Source organism: Ruegeria sp. YTSA108 (assembly GCF_059610185.1).
In genome coordinates, this window is the sequence record NZ_JBXWND010000006.1 from 191,240 (window position 1) to 208,030 (window position 16,791).

20 protein-coding genes are annotated in these 16,791 nt (G+C 57.9%); 9 read left to right on the forward strand and 11 right to left on the reverse strand.

Annotated elements, in window-relative coordinates:
- Positions 1 to 12: 12 nt before the first annotated feature.
- Together AC2FHW_RS11110 and AC2FHW_RS11115 are read right to left on the reverse strand one after the other, a co-directional pair.
- Positions 13 to 300, reverse strand: a complete 288-nt coding sequence (locus AC2FHW_RS11110) for a co-chaperone GroES (RefSeq protein WP_120632017.1) — start codon at positions 298 to 300, stop codon at positions 13 to 15.
- A gap of 151 nt (positions 301 to 451) precedes the next feature.
- Positions 452 to 1,126: a DUF2161 domain-containing phosphodiesterase gene (locus tag AC2FHW_RS11115; protein ID WP_142636525.1), complete on the reverse strand. Its 675-nt coding sequence runs from the start codon at positions 1,124 to 1,126 to the stop codon at positions 452 to 454.
- A 136-nt stretch (positions 1,127 to 1,262) separates the two neighbouring features.
- Between AC2FHW_RS11115 and AC2FHW_RS11120 the strand changes: the two genes are divergently transcribed.
- The 7 genes from AC2FHW_RS11120 (at position 1,263) to AC2FHW_RS11150 (ending at position 7,305) form a co-directional block, all read left to right on the forward strand.
- Positions 1,263 to 2,243, forward strand: coding sequence for a TraB/GumN family protein (locus AC2FHW_RS11120; RefSeq protein ID WP_271949178.1), 981 nt, complete (start codon positions 1,263 to 1,265; stop codon positions 2,241 to 2,243).
- A gap of 100 nt (positions 2,244 to 2,343) precedes the next feature.
- Positions 2,344 to 3,264 (forward strand): manganese-dependent inorganic pyrophosphatase, encoded by a 921-nt coding sequence (locus tag AC2FHW_RS11125; RefSeq protein ID WP_281972652.1) that lies wholly within the window; start codon positions 2,344 to 2,346, stop codon positions 3,262 to 3,264.
- A gap of 126 nt (positions 3,265 to 3,390) precedes the next feature.
- Positions 3,391 to 4,266, forward strand: a complete 876-nt coding sequence (locus AC2FHW_RS11130; protein ID WP_142636518.1) for an HAD family hydrolase — start codon at positions 3,391 to 3,393, stop codon at positions 4,264 to 4,266.
- Between the two features lie 100 nt (positions 4,267 to 4,366).
- Positions 4,367 to 4,810: a MaoC family dehydratase gene (locus AC2FHW_RS11135; RefSeq protein ID WP_142636516.1), complete on the forward strand. Its 444-nt coding sequence runs from the start codon at positions 4,367 to 4,369 to the stop codon at positions 4,808 to 4,810.
- 58 nt (positions 4,811 to 4,868) lie between these two features.
- Complete coding sequence (locus tag AC2FHW_RS11140; protein WP_271949173.1) at positions 4,869 to 5,801, forward strand: bifunctional riboflavin kinase/FAD synthetase; 933 nt, start codon at positions 4,869 to 4,871, stop codon at positions 5,799 to 5,801.
- A complete protein-coding gene (locus AC2FHW_RS11145; protein WP_142636512.1) occupies positions 5,798 to 6,271 on the forward strand; it encodes a YcgN family cysteine cluster protein in 474 nt (157 codons plus the stop codon). Before AC2FHW_RS11140 ends, AC2FHW_RS11145 begins: the two co-directional genes overlap by 4 nt.
- The gene (locus AC2FHW_RS11150) at positions 6,271 to 7,305 is read left to right on the forward strand and encodes a threonine aldolase family protein (protein ID WP_271949172.1); all 1,035 of its coding nucleotides are present in this window, start codon (positions 6,271 to 6,273) and stop codon (positions 7,303 to 7,305) included. Before AC2FHW_RS11145 ends, AC2FHW_RS11150 begins: the two co-directional genes overlap by 1 nt.
- Before the next feature lie 16 nt (positions 7,306 to 7,321).
- Here AC2FHW_RS11150 and AC2FHW_RS11155 read toward each other — a convergent pair whose 3' ends face one another.
- Both AC2FHW_RS11155 and AC2FHW_RS11160 read right to left on the reverse strand, forming a co-directional pair.
- The gene (locus AC2FHW_RS11155; RefSeq protein ID WP_271949171.1) at positions 7,322 to 8,134 is read right to left on the reverse strand and encodes an alpha/beta fold hydrolase; all 813 of its coding nucleotides are present in this window, start codon (positions 8,132 to 8,134) and stop codon (positions 7,322 to 7,324) included.
- Between the two features lie 9 nt (positions 8,135 to 8,143).
- Entirely contained in the window at positions 8,144 to 8,746 is a 603-nt protein-coding gene (locus AC2FHW_RS11160) for a 2-hydroxychromene-2-carboxylate isomerase (RefSeq protein ID WP_142636506.1), read from the reverse strand.
- 108 nt (positions 8,747 to 8,854) lie between these two features.
- Here AC2FHW_RS11160 and AC2FHW_RS11165 point away from each other — a divergent pair, with 108 nt between their 5' ends.
- Positions 8,855 to 9,874, forward strand: a complete 1,020-nt coding sequence (locus AC2FHW_RS11165) for a ribose-phosphate pyrophosphokinase (RefSeq protein ID WP_142636504.1) — start codon at positions 8,855 to 8,857, stop codon at positions 9,872 to 9,874.
- Between the two features lie 60 nt (positions 9,875 to 9,934).
- Positions 9,935 to 10,387: a ribose 5-phosphate isomerase B gene (gene rpiB, locus AC2FHW_RS11170; RefSeq protein ID WP_142636502.1), complete on the forward strand. Its 453-nt coding sequence runs from the start codon at positions 9,935 to 9,937 to the stop codon at positions 10,385 to 10,387.
- A gap of 14 nt (positions 10,388 to 10,401) precedes the next feature.
- Here rpiB and AC2FHW_RS11175 read toward each other — a convergent pair whose 3' ends face one another.
- The 7 genes from AC2FHW_RS11175 to AC2FHW_RS11205 all read right to left on the reverse strand — a co-directional run bounded on the left by AC2FHW_RS11175 (position 10,402) and on the right by AC2FHW_RS11205 (position 16,770).
- Positions 10,402 to 10,752, reverse strand: coding sequence for an H-type lectin domain-containing protein (locus tag AC2FHW_RS11175; RefSeq protein ID WP_142636499.1), 351 nt, complete (start codon positions 10,750 to 10,752; stop codon positions 10,402 to 10,404).
- A gap of 114 nt (positions 10,753 to 10,866) precedes the next feature.
- Positions 10,867 to 11,277, reverse strand: coding sequence for a F0F1 ATP synthase subunit epsilon (locus tag AC2FHW_RS11180; RefSeq protein WP_142636498.1), 411 nt, complete (start codon positions 11,275 to 11,277; stop codon positions 10,867 to 10,869).
- 12 nt (positions 11,278 to 11,289) lie between these two features.
- A complete protein-coding gene (gene atpD / locus AC2FHW_RS11185; RefSeq protein ID WP_142636495.1) occupies positions 11,290 to 12,714 on the reverse strand; it encodes a F0F1 ATP synthase subunit beta in 1,425 nt (474 codons plus the stop codon).
- 20 nt (positions 12,715 to 12,734) lie between these two features.
- Positions 12,735 to 13,610 (reverse strand): F0F1 ATP synthase subunit gamma, encoded by an 876-nt coding sequence (locus AC2FHW_RS11190; protein WP_271949166.1) that lies wholly within the window; start codon positions 13,608 to 13,610, stop codon positions 12,735 to 12,737.
- Positions 13,611 to 13,625: 15 nt separating this feature from the next.
- Complete coding sequence (gene atpA / locus AC2FHW_RS11195) at positions 13,626 to 15,164, reverse strand: F0F1 ATP synthase subunit alpha (RefSeq protein ID WP_271949164.1); 1,539 nt, start codon at positions 15,162 to 15,164, stop codon at positions 13,626 to 13,628.
- Entirely contained in the window at positions 15,165 to 15,725 is a 561-nt protein-coding gene (locus AC2FHW_RS11200; protein WP_142636489.1) for a F0F1 ATP synthase subunit delta, read from the reverse strand.
- A gap of 310 nt (positions 15,726 to 16,035) precedes the next feature.
- Positions 16,036 to 16,770: a class I SAM-dependent methyltransferase gene (locus AC2FHW_RS11205; protein WP_142636487.1), complete on the reverse strand. Its 735-nt coding sequence runs from the start codon at positions 16,768 to 16,770 to the stop codon at positions 16,036 to 16,038.
- Positions 16,771 to 16,791 lie beyond the last annotated feature (21 nt).

The following is a 16,791-nucleotide window of genomic DNA, read 5'->3' on the forward strand; positions in this document are numbered from 1 at the left end:
AAGCGCGTGGGCTTACTCGATGATCCCCATGATGTCGCTTTCTTTCATCATCAGCAGCTCTTCGCCGTTGACCTGAACCTCAGTGCCCGACCATTTGCCGAACAGGATCTTGTCGCCAGCTTTTACAGCCATTGCGATCAGCTCGCCGCTGTCCTTGCGTGCGCCTTCGCCGGTCGCAACAACTTCGCCTTCGCTGGGCTTTTCTTTTGCGCTGTCTGGAATGATCAGACCACCAGCGGTTTTCTCATCGCTTTCGGTACGGCGAACCAACACGCGGTCATGAAGCGGTTTCAATGCCATCTTTGCAGCTCCTTGGGCTCAAAGTTTATTTATCCTCCCCTCACCTTGCGGTGAGGCGTTAGCACTCGACCCTTGCGAGTGATAACGGCGTATAGCTAGGGGGTCGAAATCCCTGAGTCAACAAGCGTGAAGAATTTTTTATCCTTGGGACTCAGTCAGGCTGATCCCAGCTATAGGCCCAGTGCTTCAGACCCTCTTGTCCGGATTCCGACAAGGCGTAGACACCTTTTGCAATTTTGTCGAACCAGCCATAATGGTTTTCGCGCATCAGCCGGGTCGCAATCGAAACACCGGTTGCCTTAGCAACATCTGCCCCTTTTGTGGCACCACATTCTGCAAGATGCGCCGCACAGCGCAAAGCATCCTGACGATAGGCGGTGACGAGGCCGTGGCGTGTGGCGCCGCCTGCGTTCGGATCACCTTCAAGCCTGTCAAACTCGCGCAGCAGCCGCGCTGTTTTGGCCTTGTCTTTTCGCGGGGCGTAGGGCCCAGGATCACAATGCACCTCGACAACGCCATCCGCCCGAACAGTTATCAGGCCAAGGCCCAACCTTCGACATAGCGCCGTGTTGTCCTTCAACGCCCGCCTGGCCGTGCGTCCGCGGGGCTTGAGAACACAGATATAGACATTTTCAGTAACCTTCAGTCGGGTGATTGCCTGGTGAAACAGCGCCAATGAGAAACGCAACTTCAACTCTACAATCACAGGCTCTTCACCCTCACGAACAGCCATGACATCGACCGCACCGACCTCGCCTTTGACGGTATAGCCCTGACGCTCTAACAGCGCCTTGATTGGGGGGTAGAGATCCTGCTCGCGGTCCATGTGGCTCATGCTATTCGAATTACTGTGGAATGCCAGACACAGATCAGGTCAGTGTCCATCCAGGCAGGTTGAACACCGGCCTTGGCCCCGGCAAGGTCGCACCCCATATAGGGATTGATCCAACCAGGATGGTACGATGCGTTTTTTGATCTTTTTGGCTTGTCTGCTGGTACCTTTCTCGGCCCAAGCGGCCTGCGAGGGGCGCGACCTGAGGTCTGACCTAAGTCCAGAGGCGCAAGCTGATTTGCAGCAGGCTTTGGCCGACTTCCCGTACCCGGAAGGAAATCACTGGATCGCGACAAAAGGCGATACAGTTCTGCATCTGATAGGAACGCTGCACACAAACGACCCGCGTATGGACGCCGTCACAGAAAGGCTGGAACCGACACTCAGCCAGGCGGATGCGTTCTATTTCGAAGTGACCCAGGACGAAATGACTGCATTTGAACAGGAATTGGCCAAAGACCTCAGCCCTGTTCTGATAACCTCAGGTCCCACCCTGATTGAGCTGATGCCGGAAGAGGACTGGGCCGCCCTGTCCAGCGGCCTGGCAGAGCGTGGCATCCCCAGTTGGATGGCTGCAAAAATGCGCCCCTGGTTTCTGAGCATGATGCTGGGTGTCCCCCCATGCATGACCGAGAATCCGGAAGCCAGCTATGGAATGGACGCGCGCCTGACCGACATGGCCGAAGCCCATGACATCCCCCAGTACTCTTTAGAGCAGATTGACGATCTGATGGCGATGTTTGACCAGCACCCGATCGAAAAGCAGGTGCAATCACTGATCCGCATGGCCAGTGCCTTTGAAAGCAGCGAGGATCAGCTGGCGACTATGGTCAATGCCTATCTGGAAGAAAAGCACGCAGAGATCATCCAATTTGCCAGACTACAAGGGCTTGAAACATCCGGTCTGTCACAAGAGGTCTTCGACGAAGAGTGGTCTAGTTTCGAACAGCAACTTCTAGTCGGGCGCAACAACAACTGGATGCAGCACATATTGGCCATTCAGGACCAAACGGTGGTCATTGCTGTGGGCGCCGGACATTTGGGCGATGACCATGGTCTGTTGAACCAGTTGGAACAGGCTGGATACACGCTGAAACGTGCCGCTTTCTAGGCCCGGCCTTACCCTTCGTCGCTGTTTACGCAGGGGCGGGTGACAAGTGTGCCAGACCACCCTATAAGGCGCCCAAATCTACTCTCCTCAGGACGCTGAAATGACAACCCTCGTATTTGGACATAAATCCCCCGACACTGATTCCACCGGTTCGCCGATCCTGTGGTCGTGGTACATGAACGAAATCAAAGGCGAACAGGCCGAGCCTGTCCTGCTGGGCGAACCCAACACTGAAGCAGCCTTTATGCTGCAGCACTGGGACCTGCCCAAGCCGCGCATCATCACAGACGTAGAGGCTGACGCACCGGTTGTTATTGTCGACACGAACAACCCCGCCGAGCTGCCCGCCAGCATCAACGGCGCCGATATCCGCGCCATTATCGACCACCACAAACTGGTCGGCGGTCTGGAAACCAAAGGCCCGATCGACATCACCGTGCGGCCGCTGGCCTGCACCGCCACTATCATGGTCGACATGATCGGCGACGATGCCGCCAAAATGCCCGATGCCATCAAAGGCGCGGCGCTGACCTGCATCCTGTCGGACACGTTGGAATTCCGCTCGCCCACCACAACCGCGCATGACCGCGCGGTGGCCGAAAAACTGGCCGCGGATCTGGGTCTGGACGTCTCGGCCTATGCTGCAGAAATGTTCGCGGCCAAATCAGATGTGTCCTCATTCTCGGACGCCGAGCTGATCCGGATGGACAGCAAGGAATACGAAGTCGACGGCACCAAATTCCGCGTTTCGGTTCTGGAAACCACAGCACCGGGTGTCGTGCTGGACCGCAAAGACAGCCTTGCGGCGTCGATGGCCGACGTAGCCAAAGAGGACGGTGTCGATCAGGTATTGCTGTTCGTGGTCGATATTCTGAACGAAGAAGCCACCCTGCTGGTTCCCAACGATCTGGTCAAAGCCGTGGCCGAGAAAAGCTTTGGCGCTTCGGTTGATGGCGACGCGGTCGTTCTGCCCGGGATCATGAGCCGTAAGAAGCAGATCATTCCGAACCTCAAGGTCTGATCCCAAAATCACCAAGGGCGCCTTGATCGGGCGCCTTTTTTGCTAGGCATTGCCCTTACTGGCCAAACACCACACGCACTGTCTTAGGCTCAAACGACACTCTTTCCAGATCAATGGGGCCCCATCATGACGCAGATCATCCACGCATTGCCCGAGGTTTCCAGCCGGTATAAGGCCCTGTTCGTCGATCTTTGGGGCTGTGTTCACAATGGTATCACGGCTTACCCCGAAGCGGTTGCGGCCCTGCAGGCCTATCGCGCGCAAGGCGGCATTGTTGTCCTGGTGACAAACTCACCCAAGCCGCGTGCTGGCGTCGCTACCCAGCTGGCGCAATTCAATGTCCCAGACGACGCCTATGACACGATTGCAACCAGCGGAGATTCGGCCCGGTCGGCCATGTTCCGTGGCGCAGTGGGCGAAAAGGTCTATTTCATGGGCGAATGGCAGCGGGACGCGGGATTCTTTGAACCGCTGAAGTTGTTGGACCACCCGATTCATATCGAGCGCGTGCCGCTGGCCGAGGCAGAGGGCATTGCTTGTTGTGGCCCCTTCGATCCCATGGCCGATCCGTCTGTGAACCGCGCTGATTTCCTGTACGCCAAACAAAAGGGGCTGAAGCTGCTTTGTGCCAATCCCGATATTGTGGTGGACCGCGGCGAGGTTCGGGAGTGGTGCGCTGGTGCATTGGCCAGGCTTTATACGGAAATGGGTGGCGAAAGCCTATATTTCGGAAAGCCTCATCCGCCGATCTATGATCTTGCCCGCCGCAGGTTGCAGGAACTTGGCCACGACATCCCCGATGGGGACATTCTTGTCATCGGAGACGGTCCGCACACCGACATTCTGGGGGGAATGGGGGAAGGCATTGATTCTCTTTTCATCTCGGGCGGGCTAGCCGCAGCCGAGACAAAAACCGAGGCACATCCGCATCATGAATCCCTAACTGATTATATTCAAAAGGAAAAGATAAACCCGACCTATACGATCGGCCGCCTTAGGTAGTCAAAAAAGGCTTGATTTTCTGCAGTTGCAAAGTAATAAAGTTTCCCAACAGGGGTGACTTTGATTTTTTTGTTGCCCGATGAATTCGAGTGAGGGCAACATGTTGGATAATCTTCCACGCGGCACGATCTGTATTGAAGACATCGAGATGGGCATGTCCCGTCACCTTCGCAAAGTGGTGACGGACGAGGATATCGAAATGTTCGCTCAGGTGTCGACCGACAGAAACCCCGTACATCTGGACGACAATTACGCCCGCGACACGATCTTCGAGGGGCGCATTGCGCATGGGATGCTGACCGCGGGTCTGATCTCGGCCGTGATCGGCGAGCAGTTGCCGGGCCACGGCACAGTTTACATGGGGCAGTCGCTGAAGTTTCTCGCTCCTGTTCGCCCGGGTGACATGGTCTATGCCGAGGTCAAGGTGATCGACATTGATTTTGCCAAGCGTCGGGTCAAGCTCGATTGTCACTGCGCAGTGGATGGCAAGAAGGTGCTGGTGGGCGAAGCCATGGTGCTGGCCCCGTCGCGCAAATTCGACTGAGCGTTTCCGGGGGTCTCAGACCCTTGAACAAGCGCGCCTGTCCCGCTAGGCAGTCGCTATGCGCATCATTCGTGACCTCCAATTCATCGAACCCCAAGATCGCGGCGCCAGCGTGGCGATCGGGAATTTCGACGGCGTTCATATCGGCCACCAATCTGTGATCGAACTGGCCCGCAGCGCCGCGCCGAGTGCACCTTTGGGCGTACTGACATTCGAGCCGCATCCCAGAGAATATTTCGCCCCGGACGCCCCGCCCTTTCGCCTGATGCGCGGCAATGCCCGCGCGCACCGGTTAGCAAAACTGGGGGTCGAAAAGCTGTATGAGCTGCCGTTCAACGCCGCATTGGCTGGCCTGACGCCCAGAGAATTCGCCCGCAACGTGATCTGCGACGGGCTCGGCCTGTCGCATGTCGTCGTCGGTGCCGATTTCTGTTTCGGCAAAGGCCGCAGCGGCACCGCTGATGACTTGGTGCTCTTTGGGCAAGAGATGGGGTTCGGTGTCACCATCGCTCCGTTGATGGAGCGGTCCGAAAATGTCGTTTCTTCCACTGCGATCCGTACTGCACTGACCGAGGGCCGCCCGCAGGATGCCGCTACCATGCTGGGTCACTGGCACCGGATCGAAGGCGAGGTGATCGGAGGAGAACAACGGGGCCGTGAACTGGGATTTCCCACCGCAAACATGTCCATTGAGGGGCTGCATCCGCCAAGATTCGGCGTCTATGCCGTATTGGTCGATGTTCTGGATGGACCTCATCTGGGCAGCTATCAGGGCGCAGCCTCGGTTGGGACGCGACCGATGTTCAATGGTGAAGTCCCCAATATCGAAACCTTCCTGTTCGACTTCTCGGGTGACCTTTATGGCGCGACCCTGTCGGTAGGTCTGGTAGAATACCTGCGCCCCGAGATGACCTTTGACGGTCTGGACGGCCTGATCGCGCAGATGGATGCCGACTGCGACAAGGCCCGCGGCCTGCTGGCGGACCGATGACAACGGATCCGATCGACCGCACCGGCCTGGCCCCCAGGTTCTGGGAACGAAAACCGCTAACCCGCATGAACCAAGCCGAATGGGAAGCTTTGTGCGATGGCTGCGGCAAATGTTGTCTGAACAAACTGGAAGATGAAGACACCGGCGAGGTTGCCCTGACCTGCGTCGCCTGCCGTCTGCTGGATGACGAAAGTTGCCGCTGCACCCAATACGATATCCGCCACCAATTTGTGCCGGAATGTATCGTGATGACGCCGGGCAATATCAACGATCACGCCTATTGGCTGCCACAGACCTGTGCCTATCGCCTGTTGTGGGAGGGCAAACCCCTACACGATTGGCACCCGTTGATTTCGGGCACACCGGACAGCGTTCATGCCGCCGGAGTCTCGGTGCAGGGGCGGACCGTGTCCGAATTCGAAACTCCGCTGGAGGAGTGGGAAGATCATATCATCGAGGAGCCCAGCTAATGTACTTTGCCTCTGACAATTCGGGGCCGGTTCACCCGGCGGTCATGGAAGCGCTGAATGCTGCCAATCAGGGCTATCAGATGGCCTATGGAACCGACACCTTGATGAATGAGGTCCGGGATCGCATTCGCGGGGTGTTCGAGGCACCTGGCGCCGCCGTGTATCTGGTGGCCACCGGGACGGCCGCGAATTCGCTGGCGTTGGCGACGCTGGCGCAGCCGTGGGAGACGGTGTTCTGCTCACCCGTGGCACATATCCACGAGGATGAGTGCAACGCGCCCGAGTTTTACAGCGGCGCCAAGCTGACGCTGGTTCCGGGCGCGGACAAGATGGCGCCGGACGCGCTGCGCGGCTCGATTCTGGCCGAAGAAACACGCGGCGTGCATGGACCGCAGCGCGGACCTGTATCCATTACGCAGGTGACCGAACGAGGGTCTGTTTACACCCTGTCAGAATTGCAGGCGCTCTGCGCCGTGGCCAAAGAGTATGGGCTGCCAGTCCATTTGGACGGTGCGCGTTTTTCCAACGCCCTCGTTGCGTTGAACTGCTCACCCGCCGAGATGACGTGGAAAGCAGGCGTGGATGCGGTCAGTTTTGGCGGGACCAAAAACGGGCTAATGGGCGTCGAAGCCGTTGTCTTCTTTGATGAAAGCAAAGCCTGGGAATTCGAATTGCGCCGCAAGCGCGGGGCGCACCTGTTCTCCAAGCACCGCTATCTGTCCGCTCAAATGGCGGCGTATCTGCAGGATGATCTGTGGCTGACACTGGCCCGTCAGGCCAATAACAACTGCGCCCGTCTGACCGAGGGATTGCGGGCCAAAGGTGCCTCTTTCCTGCACGCGCCGCAGGCGAATATGATTTTTGCCCAGTTTTCACGCGCCCAACACAAGCAACTGCATGCCGCAGGTGCTGTTTACCACCTGTGGGGGGCAGAGCTGGACGGGGCAGATGACAGCGAAATTCTGGCCTGTCGGCTGGTTTGTGACTGGTCCATCGAGCCTGCGCAAATTGATCGGTTCATCTCGCTCTTGTAACGACGCGCCCGAAGCTTCAGGCAGTGGCAGGCAGTCTGTTCCAAAAAGCCTCGATCAGAGCGCCGGTCTCTGTCGGGTGAGAGATTGGAGCCATATGCCCTGCCCCTTCGATCACGGCGCTTTCGGCCATTGGAAGACGGGATTTCAATCCAGAGTTTATCGCGACCATCACTGGGTGGGTGAGCGCGCCATGCAGCAGCAATACCGGCATATTGGCGTGTGCGATCCGCTCGGGCCGTAGCAAGCCTTTGGAATCCATTATCAGTTCGTTTTCGACCTCGGATACCAGATGAATTCCACGCACCATCCCCGCCCGTGCAGTTTCGGGCATGTCTGACCAACGCGGTCCCCTATCTCCGGCCCACAACCGGTTGAACAGCCTTGCCGCCAAAGGTTCGTCGCCTGATGCAAGCGCGTCCATACAGGGTTGGGCAACATGCGCGTATTCCGCCACAAGGTCCGGGGCATCCTGCTGTGCCACGGCAAAATACACCGGTTCGATCAGTACGACACTGCGCACCAATGTTGGGTGCTCGACCGCCAGCCGCAAGGCTATCGCCGCGCCAAAGGAATGCCCGATCAGATCCATCGGCTCGGTCAGATGTTCAAGTGTGGCTTCGGTCAGCCGGTCATACAGATCCCCCTGGCGATCCCAGTCCGGGCTGCGCCCATGGGACAGCATATCCGGTGCAATAAAACTTGCCTGCCCTTTCATCGCCGCGGCTAGGCCTGCCCAGACCCCGGAATGAGCAATGGTGCAATGCAAGGCCAGCACAGGGCGATCACCCTGCCCCAACTGCGTGACATGCAGGTTCTGCGCAACGGCCATTATGTTGTCCTATCCCTTCAGCCCGGCCAGATGCCTGTCCAGATCGTCCAACCTGTCTTGGCCCCAGAACCGCTGATCGTCTTCCGTTATATAGAACGGAGCTCCAAAAACTCCGCGTTCCACGGCTTCTTCCAGATTGGCGGTATAGGTCTCAGCCCCGAGCAGCAAGCCGCTATCGGCCAGATCCGGGGAAAACCCAGCGTCAGCCAGGCAAGCGCGGATCACGTCGTCTTGCGCGATGTCCTTTTCCTCGGCCCAGCAGGCGCGCACAAAGGAATGCACCAGCTGCCCCACATCCCCTGACTCGTCCTGAATGGCGGCGATGATCGCGTATGAGGACGGCGCCGCATTGGTGGGCCAATGGGCCGGTTGCAGGTTGAACGCCATACCCAGCTTTTTTGACTGTCGCTGCATTTCTTGCGTCCGGTATTCGATGCGCGAGATATGGCGGTCCTTGGGCGGAACACCTCCCGTACGTCCGAACAGGGCGACGATATCAAGCGGCTTGTAGTTGATTGTCGCACCATGTTTGGCCGCAATCTCTTCCAGGCGCAGTCCCGCCAGGTAGGTGTATGGCGAGAGTGTCGCAAAATAGTAGTCAATTTGGGCCATGTTCACTTTCTCCGCAGCGTTATCTTTGCTGGACGGTAAGGCCATGCTAAGCGGTGTCAACATCACGAATCTGTCACATTTGCCATTGCTGCCCGGGGACCTCAGCCGATGCCGACACTTCACGAACCCAAGTTAATCGCTGGGAACGCTAATCTTCCGCTTGCCGAATCCATTGCACGCCGAATGAGCCTGTATCGCGGCGTCGATCAGGGTCTGGTCGATGCCCGGGTCGAACGGTTTAACGACGGTGAAATCTTTGTCGAAGTGTTCGAGAACGTGCGCGGCGAAGATATGTTCATCGTCCAGCCCACCTCGAACCCGGCCAATGACAATCTGATGGAGCTGCTCATCATTGCTGATGCGCTGCGCCGTTCGTCGGCCCAACGGATTACCGCCGTGATCCCCTATTTCGGCTATGCCCGCCAGGACCGCCGCACCAAGGCCCGCACACCGATCAGCGCCAAGCTGGTGGCCAACATGCTGACTGGCGCCGGGATCGAGCGCATCCTGACCATGGATCTGCACGCAGCGCAGATTCAGGGGTTCTTCGACATGCCTGTCGACAACCTTTATGCCTCGCCGATCTTTGCGCTGGATGTGAAACATCAGTTCAAGGACAGCCTCGACGAGATCATGGTCGTTTCGCCCGATGTGGGCGGCGTGGCCCGGGCGCGCGAGTTGGCCAAGCGGATCAACGCCCCGCTGTCGATCGTGGACAAACGCCGCGAAAAAGCCGGCGAAGTCGCTGAGATGACCGTAATTGGCGATGTCAGAGACAAGATCTGTTTGATCGTTGACGACATGTGCGACACGGCCGGTACTCTGTGCAAAGCGGCGCAAGTACTGCTGGATAATGGTGCGAAAGAAGTTCATTCCTACATCACACACGGCGTCATGAGCGGCCCTGCGGTCGAACGCGTGACCAATTCGGTGATGAAATCTCTGGTGCTGACCGACACGATCCAGCCGACAGAAGAAATTACCAAGGCCAAGAACATCCGCATCGTGCCCACAGCCCCGATCTTTACGCAGGCGATCCTGAATATCTGGAACGGCACCAGTGTATCGTCACTGTTCGAGGATAAGACCCTGACGCCGATCTACGAGTCGATGTATCATAGGGATTGATCGAACGCGGCGGCCCAAGGGCCGCCTCTTTTCTTTCTGCAATACAGGTCGGAGTTTACCGTGACAGCCTCAAAACGCATTGTTCTATCCAGCGACCACGCAGCTATCGAATTACGCCAGGCGGTTGCCTCTCATATTGCGGCCCAGGGATGGGACGTCGTCGATATCGGCCCCAAGACACCTGAGAGCACCCATTACCCTGTTCATGGCAAGGCCGCCGCCCAAGCAGTGGCATCCGGGGATTGTCAGCTTGGCATCGTTCTGTGTGGAACGGGTCAAGGTATCATGATGGCGGCCAACAAGGTCCCCGGCATTCGCTGCGGTGTCTGCTCGGATGCCTTTTCCGCACGCATGATCCGCCAGCATAACGACGCCAACATGCTGTCTGTCGGCGCCCGGGTCGTGGGTGAGGGTCAGGCGCTGGATATAGTGGATGCGTTCCTGTCAGCCGAATTCGAAGGCGGACGGCATGCACACCGGGTCGCCATGATAGAGGCATCGGACGAGTCCTAAACCCAAGGCTGGCTTCACAGAATATCCCAGTCATCCTCATGTGGCACCTCGCCGAACGCTGTCCAAGATATTCGGATGCGCGCGATGCGGGTATCCGACCAGGTACGGAACACCGCAGCAAATCCCTCGGGCGTGATGTCCTCGGCCTTGACCTCGGCGCGCAATGCCGAAGATGTATCAACATCCCACAGTGACACGCTGATCTGTACAACAGGCGCGGAACGGAATGGCTGGCTGAATTCTATGTCCGAGCGTCGTTCGCGCGGCCCCTCGCCTGTCCACATGTCACCGCCATCTGCGAAGTCGGAGAACAGCACAACTTCGCCTTGGTCGATTCCAATCGGATGGGTACTAAAAGTCTGCATTTTGTCGTCTTTTATAAAGAATTACGGAACCTTAGACCGCCCTTCATCCAAAATCACCACAAAAAAACGGCCCCGCACAGGCAGGGCCGTTTCTAAATCTACATGTCCTGAAACTTACAGGCTCATATGTGTCCCAAGAGCTTCCATATCGGCCAGCAGCTTGGCCGCATCGTCGACGACTGATTGATCGTCGCCGCCTTTGGCCGCGTCATGCGACGCACGTGCCTCGGCGATCAGATCGTCCAGATGCGCGCGGGTCACTTCAGAGACCGGAATGGCCTTTTCGGCCAGAACCGACATGCTGTCGCCATTGATCTGGGCAAACCCGCCGGTGACCAGGTATTCGCTGGACCCTTCGGGTGCCTCGACCTTTAGCAGACCGGGGCGCAACGTGGTGATGGTGGGGGCATGATCGGGCATCGCCGTCATGTCTCCGTCCGCGCCGGGAAGCTGGACCGCAGTCACCGCGAGCGAAGCAAGGCTCCGCTCGGGGCTGACGAGGTCAAAGTGCATCGTGTTTGCCATCAGGTGTGCTCCTTAGGCGGCTTCTGCGGCCATCTTTTCCGCTTTGGCGATCACTTCATCGATGCCGCCAACCATCAGGAAGGCTGCCTCGGGCAGGTGATCGTATTCGCCGGCCACAACGGCCTTGAACGACGCGATGGTGACATCCAGAGGCACCTGAACACCAGGCGAGCCAGTGAAGACTTCGGCCACGTCAAACGGCTGCGACAGGAAGCGTTCAATCTTACGGGCACGGGCCACGGTCAGTTTGTCTTCTTCCGACAGTTCGTCCATGCCGAGGATCGCGATGATGTCCTGCAGCGACTTATAGCGCTGGAGGATCTGCTGAACGTCAGTCGCAACGGTATAATGCTCTTCACCGACGATGGCCGGGTCGAGAAGACGCGAGGTCGAGTCGAGCGGGTCAACGGCAGGGTAGATACCCTTTTCCGAGATCGCACGGTTCAGAACGGTGGTCGCATCCAAGTGTGCGAACGAGGTGGCCGGCGCAGGGTCGGTCAAGTCATCCGCAGGAACATAGACGGCCTGAACCGAGGTGATCGACCCGGATTTGGTCGAGGTGATGCGTTCCTGCATCGCGCCCATGTCGGTCGCCAGTGTCGGCTGATAGCCCACCGCCGAAGGAATACGACCCAGCAGAGCCGAAACCTCGGAACCCGCCTGCGTAAAGCGGAAGATGTTGTCGACAAAGAACAGAACGTCGGCACCGGTTGCATCACGGAACTGTTCCGCCAGGGTCAGACCCGACAGAGCGATCCGCATACGGGCTCCCGGAGGCTCGTTCATCTGGCCGTAAACCAGCGCGATTTTCGAGTCTTCCAGCTTGTCGGGAACGATAACGCCGGATTCAATCATCTCGTGATACAGGTCGTTGCCTTCACGGGTCCGCTCACCAACACCGGCGAACACGGACACGCCAGAGTGCACTTTGGCGATGTTGTTGATCAGTTCCATGATCAGAACGGTTTTGCCAACACCGGCGCCGCCGAACAGGCCGATCTTACCGCCTTTGGCGTAAGGGGCCAGCAGGTCAACAACCTTGATGCCGGTCACCAGAACTTCGGATTCAGTGGCCTGATCCGCGAAATCCGGCGCGTCCTGGTGGATGGAGCGCGTTTCGGTGGTTTCCACGGGACCTTTTTCGTCGATGGGCTCGCCCACAACGTTCAGGATACGGCCCAGGGTGGCGTTGCCGACCGGAACCGCGATGGGTGCGCCGGTGTCCGTGACTTCGGCACCACGTACAAGACCTTCTGTCGCGTCCATCGCAATGGTGCGGACAGTGTTTTCGCCCAGGTGCTGTGCCACTTCCAAAACCAGCTTCTTGCCGTTGTTGGTGGTGTCCAGCGCGTTCAGAATTTCAGGCAGTGCGTCATCGAACTGCACGTCGACGACGGCCCCGATAATCTGAGTGACTTTGCCTTTTGCATTCGCCATGTTTCGTCTCCGGTTTGTCTCTACAGCGCTTCGGCGCCGGAAATAATTTCAATCAGCTCGTTGGTGATCACGGCCTGACGCGAACGGTTGAACTGGATCGTCAGCTTGTCGATCATCTCACCCGCGTTGCGTGTCGCGTTGTCCATCGCGGACATCCGTGCACCCTGTTCCGAGGCCCCGTTTTCGAGCAGTCCCGAGAAGATCGCAGTCGCAACCGCCTTGGGCAGCAGATCGGCCAGGATGGCCTCTTCGCTGGGCTCGTAATCAAAGACCGCGCCGCTGTCGTCCCCTTCGACATCCTCGAACGAGGCAGGGATGATCTGCTGTGCCGTCGGGGTCTGGCTTACGACGTTGACGAACTTCGAGTAGAAGATCGTGGCTACGTCGAACTCACCCGCGTCGAAACGGGACAAAACGTCCTTCGCAATGTCCTGCGCGTTGGTGTAACCCAGCCGCTTGACCTCGCTCAGGTCGACATGTCCAACGAACAGATCGCCATAGTCGCGCTTGATTGCGTCGCGACCTTTCTTGCCGACGGTCAGTATCTTGACCGTTTTGCCCTTGGCCTTCAGCTCATATGCTTTGGCGCGGGCCAGCTTGGCGATGTTCGAATTGAAGCCGCCACACAGGCCGCGTTCAGCTGTCATGACAACCAGCAGATGGACATCATCACTGCCCGTACCCCGGAGCAGCTTGGGGGCGCTGTCGCTGCCCCCGACCGATGCCGCCAACCCCGCCATCACGGCATTGAACCGTGCGGCATAGGGGCGCGAGGCTTCGGCAGATTCCTGGGCGCGGCGCAGTTTTGCAGCCGCGACCATCTGCATGGCCTTGGTGATCTTGCGGGTCGATTTGACCGACTCGATCCTGTTTTTTAGATCCTTAAGATTTGGCATGTGCCCGCCTCTCCCTTAAGCGAAGGTTGCGGCGTATTCGTCCAGCGCAGCCTTGATCTTGTCGGAAGCGTCGCCCTTGATCTTGGGGTCCTCGTCCGTGATCCACTGAAGCAGATCCGCGTGCTTGCCACGCAGATGCGACAGCAGGCCAGCTTCATAGCGGCCAACGTCGGATACGTCGATCTTGTCGAGGTAACCGTTGGTGCCGGCAAAGATGACGCATACGATTTCAGCGTTGGTCAGCGGTGAGTACTGCGGCTGTTTCATCAGCTCGGTCAGACGCGCACCACGGTTCAGCAGCTGCTGGGTTGCGGCGTCAAGGTCGGAACCGAACTGCGCAAAGGCAGCCATTTCACGGTACTGAGCCAGTTCCAGCTTAACCGGGCCGGCAACCGACTTCATCGAGTTGGTTTGAGCCGAGGAGCCCACACGCGAAACCGACAGACCGGTGTTCACAGCAGGACGGATACCCTGATAGAACAGCTCGGTTTCCAGGAAGATCTGGCCGTCGGTGATCGAGATCACGTTGGTCGGAATAAACGCCGAAACGTCGCCACCCTGGGTTTCGATAACCGGCAGAGCCGTCAGCGAGCCCGCGCCAAAATCTTCGTTCAGCTTCGCCGAACGCTCCAGCAGGCGGGAGTGGAGGTAGAAAACGTCGCCAGGATAGGCTTCACGTCCGGGCGGACGACGCAGCAGCAGCGACATCTGACGATAGGACACGGCCTGTTTCGACAGGTCATCATAGATGATCAGCGCGTGGCGGCCATTGTCACGGAAGAACTCAGCCATCGCGGTCGCGGCATAGGGTGCCAGGAACTGCATCGGCGCCGGATCGGACGCGGTTGCGGCCACAACGATCGAATATTCAATCGCACCGGATTCTTCCAGTTTCTTCACCAGCTGAGCAACGGTCGAACGCTTTTGGCCGATGGCCACATAAACGCAGTACAGCTTCTTGGACTCGTCGTCGCCTGCTGCTTCGTTGTACACTTTCTGGTTCAGGATCGCGTCTAGAGCAACGGCAGTTTTACCGGTCTGACGGTCACCAATGATCAACTCTCGCTGGCCACGGCCAATCGGGATCATCGCGTCGACCGATTTCAGGCCGGTTGCCATCGGCTCGTGAACCGATTTACGCGGGATGATGCCCGGCGCTTTGACGTCTGCAACGCCGCGCTCGGTGGATTCGATCGGGCCCTTGCCGTCCAGCGGGTTGCCCAGGCCGTCAACAACACGACCCAGCAGACCGTTGCCGATTGGCACGTCCACGATCGAGTTGGTGCGCTTAACAGTGTCACCTTCTTTGATGTCACGGTCAGAACCAAAGATAACAACACCGACGTTGTCGCTTTCCAGGTTCAGCGCCATGCCCATGATGCCACCGGGGAATTCGACCATCTCACCGGCTTGCACATTGTCCAGGCCGTATACACGGGCAATCCCGTCACCGACGCTCAGCACGCGACCGATTTCGGCCACTTCGGCTTCCTGACCAAAATTCTTGATCTGGTCCTTCAGGATTGCAGAAATCTCTGCAGCTTGGATTCCCATTTATCCGACCTCTTTCATTGCATTCTGTAGGGAGTTGAGCTTGGAGCGGATCGAGCTGTCGATCATCTTCGAGCCCACTTTAACGACAAGACCGCCGATGAGGCTTTCATCAACGGTCGCATTTATTGTCACGGTCTTGCCCACACGCTCGGACAGCGTTTTGGACAGTTTATCCATCTGTGTCTTAGTCAGCGCCTTGGCCGAGGCGACATCGGCGGTCACTTCGCCACGCTCTTCGGCCAGCATGTCGCGCAAAACCTGCACCAGTTGCGGCACAACGAACAGACGGCGTTTCTGCGCCATCAGACCCAGCGTGTTGCGCAGGATGGCGTTCAGACCCATCTTGTCGGCAATCGCTGTAATCGCGCCTTCTTGTTCAGCGCGCGATACCAGAGGCGAGGCGATCAGGTCGCGCAGATCGGCACTGTCGCCCAATGCTGCTGCCAGATCGTTGATTCCGGTTTCCAGACCTGCCAGGTCTTTATTCTCTTTAGCGATCTCAAAAATCGCTGTGGCATAGCGCTCGGCGATGCCTGTGGAAATCGAAGCTGGTTCGGACACGTCCACCCTTCCGATATTTTGGGCCCCGAATTCGCGTTGCGGCAGCTACCCGGGGGCGTGAAGAAACCCCGTCCATAAGGCCGGGGATCAAAATCAACGGGGATGTAGCAGAGGTAAACCCAGCTAGCAACATATTATCACCATGGGCACCTTATCCACAAAGCGTTCTATTTCAGATACTTAGCTTGGGTGCGACCCTTTTATACGGCTGATGAGGGTGAAAAATGTTACCAAACCGCAAGGTTTTGCGATTCCTGCAGCCATTTTCGCGTGTTTCGGCGTTATGATGGAAGCTAGTACAGGCGTTGCGCTAGGCTGGCTTGAGCAGGCCATCCAGCGCCTTGATCTGACGGCGCCCTGTCGCTTTGGTGACGGTTCCGCTGGGTGGTCTGATTTGCTTTGTCGCCTCAACCATCAGAACGCCGCCTGCCATGATCGTCGGCAAACGCTGGCCAGTTTTCTCTATCAGGCTGCCGGATTTCAACCAGAACCGACGGAAGGACGGAGGCAAATACAAGGCGGAACAATAGTTATCCGTCATAAAGTGATGCGCTCTAAGCTGACTTTCCAACTGCGAGGCAGAATAAGGGCGCCCGAATCCAAATGGCGTTCGATCGGTCCGTGACCACAGCCCCGCACGGTTCGGTACGATAAAAAGCGCCCGTCCACCGGGACCAAGCACACGCCAGCATTCCGCCAGCAATTCGGCGGGACGTTGTGACGTTTCAAGTCCATGCATCACCACCAGCTTGTCCACATGGCCCGTTTCAATAGGCCACAAGGTCTCTTCCGTCAAAACAGATACGTTGGGCATTCCCGCAGGCCAGGGCATCACCCCCTGCGGCCCGGGCATCAGCCCGATGACGCGGCGCGCATCTTTCAGGTATGGCCGCAACAACGGCACAGCAAAGCCAAACCCTACGACGGTTTGACCTTTGGCCTCGGGCCACAGATCAATCATTCGCCCACGAATGGCCGCCTGCGCTGCACGACCAAGAGTGCTGCGGTAGTAGAAATTCCTCAGATCCTGCACATCAAGATGCATTGCGGACACCTGGCCAATCGG

Excerpts from the sequence above, each read along its gene's own strand:
- AC2FHW_RS11160 (WP_142636506.1), bottom strand. The coding sequence starts at position 8,746 with ATGGCCCAAATTGACTACTATTTTGCGACACTCTCGCCATACACCTAC.
- AC2FHW_RS11120 (WP_271949178.1), top strand. The coding sequence starts at position 1,263 with ATGCGTTTTTTGATCTTTTTGGCTTGTCTGCTGGTACCTTTCTCGGCC.
- AC2FHW_RS11180 (WP_142636498.1), bottom strand. The coding sequence starts at position 11,277 with ATGGCAAACACGATGCACTTTGACCTCGTCAGCCCCGAGCGGAGCCTT.
- AC2FHW_RS11175 (WP_142636499.1), bottom strand. The coding sequence starts at position 10,752 with ATGCAGACTTTTAGTACCCATCCGATTGGAATCGACCAAGGCGAAGTT.
- AC2FHW_RS11125 (WP_281972652.1), top strand. The coding sequence starts at position 2,344 with ATGACAACCCTCGTATTTGGACATAAATCCCCCGACACTGATTCCACC.
- atpD (WP_142636495.1), bottom strand. The coding sequence starts at position 12,714 with ATGGCGAATGCAAAAGGCAAAGTCACTCAGATTATCGGGGCCGTCGTC.
- AC2FHW_RS11145 (WP_142636512.1), top strand. The coding sequence starts at position 5,798 with ATGACAACGGATCCGATCGACCGCACCGGCCTGGCCCCCAGGTTCTGG.
- AC2FHW_RS11115 (WP_142636525.1), bottom strand. The coding sequence starts at position 1,126 with ATGGACCGCGAGCAGGATCTCTACCCCCCAATCAAGGCGCTGTTAGAG.
- AC2FHW_RS11155 (WP_271949171.1), bottom strand. The coding sequence starts at position 8,134 with ATGGCCGTTGCGCAGAACCTGCATGTCACGCAGTTGGGGCAGGGTGAT.
- atpA (WP_271949164.1), bottom strand. The coding sequence starts at position 15,164 with ATGGGAATCCAAGCTGCAGAGATTTCTGCAATCCTGAAGGACCAGATC.
- AC2FHW_RS11190 (WP_271949166.1), bottom strand. The coding sequence starts at position 13,610 with ATGCCAAATCTTAAGGATCTAAAAAACAGGATCGAGTCGGTCAAATCG.
- AC2FHW_RS11110 (WP_120632017.1), bottom strand. The coding sequence starts at position 300 with ATGGCATTGAAACCGCTTCATGACCGCGTGTTGGTTCGCCGTACCGAA.
- AC2FHW_RS11130 (WP_142636518.1), top strand. The coding sequence starts at position 3,391 with ATGACGCAGATCATCCACGCATTGCCCGAGGTTTCCAGCCGGTATAAG.
- AC2FHW_RS11150 (WP_271949172.1), top strand. The coding sequence starts at position 6,271 with ATGTACTTTGCCTCTGACAATTCGGGGCCGGTTCACCCGGCGGTCATG.
- AC2FHW_RS11135 (WP_142636516.1), top strand. The coding sequence starts at position 4,367 with ATGTTGGATAATCTTCCACGCGGCACGATCTGTATTGAAGACATCGAG.
- AC2FHW_RS11205 (WP_142636487.1), bottom strand. The coding sequence starts at position 16,770 with ATGCATCTTGATGTGCAGGATCTGAGGAATTTCTACTACCGCAGCACT.
- AC2FHW_RS11165 (WP_142636504.1), top strand. The coding sequence starts at position 8,855 with ATGCCGACACTTCACGAACCCAAGTTAATCGCTGGGAACGCTAATCTT.
- AC2FHW_RS11140 (WP_271949173.1), top strand. The coding sequence starts at position 4,869 with ATGCGCATCATTCGTGACCTCCAATTCATCGAACCCCAAGATCGCGGC.